Origin of the sequence: Metamycoplasma auris, from assembly GCF_003253435.1 — a bacterium.
Taxonomy (GTDB): domain Bacteria; phylum Bacillota_I; class Bacilli_A; order Mycoplasmatales; family Metamycoplasmataceae; genus Metamycoplasma; species Metamycoplasma auris.
In genome coordinates this window covers 1-4,674 of record NZ_QKUB01000016.1, presented here as the reverse complement: position 1 = coordinate 4,674, position 4,674 = coordinate 1, and the positions used below count along the sequence as shown (strand labels likewise).

Annotated in this window: 6 protein-coding genes and 1 pseudogene; all 7 read right to left on the bottom strand. The window is 28.1% G+C overall.

Translation table 4 applies throughout. The annotated features are described in order from the left end of the window. Window positions 1–359: pseudogene (locus tag BCF89_RS08700) on the bottom strand (hypothetical protein); the annotation flags it as partial. Then, window positions 352–2,037 carry a hypothetical protein gene (locus tag BCF89_RS08695; protein WP_211305425.1) on the bottom strand — a complete coding sequence of 562 codons (1,686 nt, stop codon included), beginning with the start codon at window positions 2,035–2,037 and terminating at the stop codon, window positions 352–354. The pseudogene BCF89_RS08700 and the gene BCF89_RS08695, both read right to left, overlap by 8 nt. A 1-nt stretch (window position 2,038) precedes the next feature. Further along, window positions 2,039–2,575 (bottom strand): hypothetical protein, encoded by a 537-nt coding sequence (locus BCF89_RS08690; protein ID WP_111518915.1) that lies wholly within the window; start codon window positions 2,573–2,575, stop codon window positions 2,039–2,041. Beyond that, entirely contained in the window at window positions 2,565–2,837 is a 273-nt protein-coding gene (locus BCF89_RS03170; RefSeq protein ID WP_111518913.1) for a hypothetical protein, read from the bottom strand. The genes BCF89_RS08690 and BCF89_RS03170 overlap by 11 nt, the downstream gene beginning before the upstream one ends. Continuing rightward, a complete protein-coding gene (locus tag BCF89_RS08685) occupies window positions 2,830–3,006 on the bottom strand; it encodes a hypothetical protein (RefSeq protein WP_170108362.1) in 177 nt (58 codons plus the stop codon). Before BCF89_RS08685 ends, BCF89_RS03170 begins: the two co-directional genes overlap by 8 nt. After that, entirely contained in the window at window positions 3,006–3,275 is a 270-nt protein-coding gene (locus BCF89_RS08680; RefSeq protein ID WP_111518911.1) for a hypothetical protein, read from the bottom strand. The genes BCF89_RS08685 and BCF89_RS08680 overlap by 1 nt, the downstream gene beginning before the upstream one ends. A gap of 3 nt (window positions 3,276–3,278) precedes the next feature. After that, the gene (locus BCF89_RS03160) at window positions 3,279–4,250 is read right to left on the bottom strand and encodes a DnaB-like helicase C-terminal domain-containing protein (protein WP_170108361.1); all 972 of its coding nucleotides are present in this window, start codon (window positions 4,248–4,250) and stop codon (window positions 3,279–3,281) included. Window positions 4,251–4,674: the final 424 nt, after the last annotated feature.

Here is a 4,674-nt window from a genome sequence, read left to right as displayed (position 1 = left end):
TTAAATAATTTGAATTTCTCTACTTTGGCCAAATTAATCTTATAATCCTGATTATTTATTTTTGAAATACCTAATGCATAAATGCCATGTTCGTATAAATTGGATTCCAATTGCTGTACAATTTCTAGAAATTTATTTGACCTAATTATTTTGTCTCAAAGTTTTTGGGCATAATCATTTTTGAATTTGACATCTGGAATTTTAAAGGCAAGTGTATTAGCTTGTATTTTAGCGCCTAATCTTAAATATGCTAATCTAGAATTTGGACGGCTATAAGTAGTAATATCAAAAATGTCTTGAGTTGATTTTTCAGCAGCTCTAAAGTGATCCATTAAACTTATTTGTTTAGCATTAGTCATCTGTTTCATCTCCTTCACTATCACTTTCTTCTCGCAAATAATTTAAGTCTTGATGTCTTTTAAAATATTGAAACTTATAAAGATGTGAGCAAGACATTTCAAAAGCATTTATAAGGTCATAAATTTCTTTATTTACAGTCTCATCACGCTTTTGTTCACCAGGTAAAATAACTTGCTTTGCAAGATAGTTAATCAAATTGTACGAATGAGCACTAAGAATTATTTGTCTTTCTGTAAATAATCATTTTTGGTAATTTTGACGATTGATAATTCCAAACTTCTGATTTGCTGTATCTCTCCGGTTTGCTAACATTGCATGAGCATTTATGTTTTTTTCTTTAAAGATAAGTTCTAAAGACTCTGCGATAATGTCGTTGTCTGTTAGTAACAAGGAATCAAAGTTTTTATTAACAGATAGTTGAAATTTATTCATTTGCGAAATTTTTTTATTATCCTCATTAATCAATTCGGCTAATAAGTTATTGATATGAATTCTAGGGGTTTTTGATTTTTTCTTAATTTGTCCGCCAAGATCATCAATTGCTTTTCAAACAATTATTCTCCCGTCGCGAAGTAATAAGGTTCGCACTCATGCCGCTTTATCTGATAACCCTGGATCAAATCCATCATAAACTCCAATTATGCTGTTATCTGGAATTGCATCTAAAGATAAAATTGTAGTAATTGGTTCAAGTTTATTTTTAGTATTCTTATTGGGGAAGATATATGGCATCATAAAGTAGTTTGGTTTATTTATTTCATCCTCAAATGCAAATCCTAATACGGTTATAACTCAAAGTCTATAATCATCCTTTTTTAGAGTTTCAAGATATTTTATTTGTGCTTCTCCTAATTCCGACTTAGGAATAAAATACTTAGAATACATAGTTACGCTTATTCCTAAATTTTCCTTAAACGCGTCATTGTATTTTTGAACAAATTTATTTTTTTCTAGTTGCTTTTGAATAGATAAGTTTAGATTTCCATTAGATTTAATAATTTCAATAATTGGGTTGTGATAATTCTTTATAATCCAATGATCCGTTGTAAAAATGTTATACAAAAACTTTACTTTGATTTGAAAATCAGAAGGTGCTTCTAAACGCGCTACTGTATTTGATATAAGAAGTGGTAATTTTTGTTCTTGGAGTTTATATAATTCTGCTAATTGATGTGGTAATTTTGACGTATCGCTCGGGTCTTCAATTGGTTCATCTAGAACTAATTCACCAAATAAGAAATTATTGTTTTTTAAAGTAATTCCTTGAAATGCTTGGATTTTTTCAAAGTTTTCAAAATAAATTGCTCGTCCCTTTCCGCCATCGTCCATTTCTCAATAAAGACCGCTGTCATACACTGAAAAGCAATTTGTATAATCTAGATTGTGTTTTTGCTTTAAGAAAGATAAAACTTTTTCAAACATTGGTCTTAATGTTTTTTTGATGTGATTATATTGATTACGACACCACACACTGCAAAATCTAACATCATTCACAATACGATAAATTGTTATAACTGCTTGTCCGAAAGATTTAGATACCCCTTTTGCTCCGCTGTGCAATTCAAAAACAGTATTTGATTTAAACGCTTCGTATGCTGGATTAGCGTCTAAATCGGTATAGTGTAATATTTCTCTTAATTTCTCTTCACTAAATTTTGGGATTATTGTTAGTTCCATATTACGAAACCCCAGGATCAGAATATATTACTGTACCATCGGATTTGTAAATCCGAATTCTTTCTAAATTTAATAATAAATTTGTAGAACTTACAGTCTCAATTTCTTTATTTTCTTTAGTAATTAAATCTCTTTTTGTTTCAAGATTTAAAAATCCATTTACAACTGCTATATCACCTTTCCCAAATTTATCCGTCATGTCTTTAACAATATCTTTATCAAAAGTCATACATAGCAAATAATAGTTTTGTGAACGATTCTTATTTAAGGAATTTTCAAAACTCCCAAATAACCCATAAGTTGAGATTTTTAACGTAAAAATCAAATATCTATTCCCATTTCTCGCTAACTTTGCTTTCGGTTCACTTCAAACCTCACCTGAAATCTCTCAAGTGTTTAATGAACTATTTTTAACATGTCTCAGCGCTGATTTAAGTTTTTCATCATTATAATCTAACTTGCCAATAAGAGCATAGCCATCTTGTTTAAATTCACCTGTTGACAATTTAAATATTTCTTGAATTTTATTATTTTCCATTGATATATCTTCCTAAAGAAACTAAAATTGCATCTCAGAGTTTGTCAAGCAATTTAACATCTTTAAACAAATCAGACATTATTTTTTTGAAATCTTTTTGACTTAAGGTTTCTAAATACTCAACTGAAATATTTATATATGTTTCATAACAAGTTTTTGATAATTCTGATATTTCTTCAAAGACACAATTTGTATAATCTTTAATTTTTTCAACCAAAGGAAAGAAAACTTTTGCTATTTGGAATTGTCTTAGATTAGTCATTATTAACCTCTTTAGAATTTACATTTGTTTCAGAAAAATTTTCTAATATGAAATTATTTAAGTCTTCTATTTTTGATGCTTGCTCATCTTTTTTTAATTGGTTTTCAATTTCTTCAAGTCATTCGTCTAAAGAATTTTTATCTTTCTTAGTTAATTTCTTTTTAGTCATTAATTTTTCTCCTTTAATTGTTTATTAAATTCAAGGATGACTTCTTTTAATATTTCAACTTTGCTTAAGCATATGTCATATCAATCTATTACGCCCCAAGCGTCGTCGCCATAAAGACCAGGCTCGAATTTTTTTATTGCATCCATTAATGAAGCAGATCAATAGAATAATTTATCTTTTAGATAGCGTAAAAAAGCATTAGATTTAAATTTAATTTTGTTTTTTCAAATTTTTTTCGCATCTGCTAAGTAGTCAAAATTATCTTCCATTATCTAAACTCCATTATTTTCTAAATTAACCGAAGCAGTTGCATTCTTACTATTGTTTTTTACACATTCTGAACAAACTCAATTATCATCAGTTAGTTTTATTTTTCTAATTTCATTAATTCATCTGGAACATTTCTTACAAAAAATGTCTGATTGAAAGAAAAACAAAAATTTACTCTTTAGAAAAATTGCATTTATTATATCCGTACCACCATTTCTATTTTTGGCAATAACAACCGAATATTTTTCCTTATTTTTAGGATCTTTTTTGTTTACTAAAAACATTACTACATCTGCGTCTTGTTCGATTGAACCGCTGTCCCTTAAGTCCGAAAGTTGAACATCAATTTCATTAAGTTTTAGAGCACTATTTCTTTTTTCGAAATCTCTCGAAAGTTGGGAAATTGCTAAAATATTTATGCTTTTTTCTTTTGAAATGATTTTGAGTTGACGTGTAATTTGCGTCATTTTTTCATATCTAGGAAGATTTTGTTGATTCTTCTCTAAATTTAAAAGTTGCAGATGGTCGATTATTAAACTTCTCACTTTAAAAGTCTTGTTTAAATCATCAATGAAGTTACCAATTTTAAAAACGTTTGAATTTGGGTAATCAACAATTAATAAGCGTTTTTCACGCTGTAATTCTTCAAGTTCCTTATCAGAGTACATAATTTTTAGAATCTCTAATAATCTATTTAGAATTTCGCGCGTGCTCATTTCTAGACTAAAAAATACAATTATTTCATTATCTTTTAGTCCCTTGAGCGCCCTTGCAATTATGTTTAAGCAAAATGTAGTCTTACCAACGCTAGGACGCGCAGCAAGGACATAAAATTGTTGTTCAATTAACCCCTTTATAGATGAATTTAATTCTTGTATGTTTAAAGAAAGATATGAATCACTTTCTTTTAGTATTTTTTCACTATTCTTAATTAAGTCATTTAATCAAAAATAACCGCTTTTATTCTCACTCACAATTAATCTCCTATTTTTCTGAATAGTGATTAAATGCCAAAAAGTCCTATTTTTTTTATCCCCTAAAATGTGGGGATATTTCTATAAAATGTATTGAAAAAGTATTTTATGGTTTTAATATACTTTCCCTTTCCATCCCAAATTATCCGAATTGATAAGATTTTTGAATTCTAATAATGAACTTTGCGAAAAGCGGCAGTATCAACCGTATGTATGCCGCTTTACGCAAATTATTAATTAAATTAATAATTAGCAATAAGGATAATTTGTGATAAAACCTTTAGCATCTCATAACTATAAAATTAAATTAAGTCTGAAGATAACATTTTAAATAAAGAAAAAGCACTAAATATCGCTGAAGATATTAGTGCTTTCTCAGAGATTCTAATTTAATATTCTAGAATCACAAAGGTATTTTAAAAAA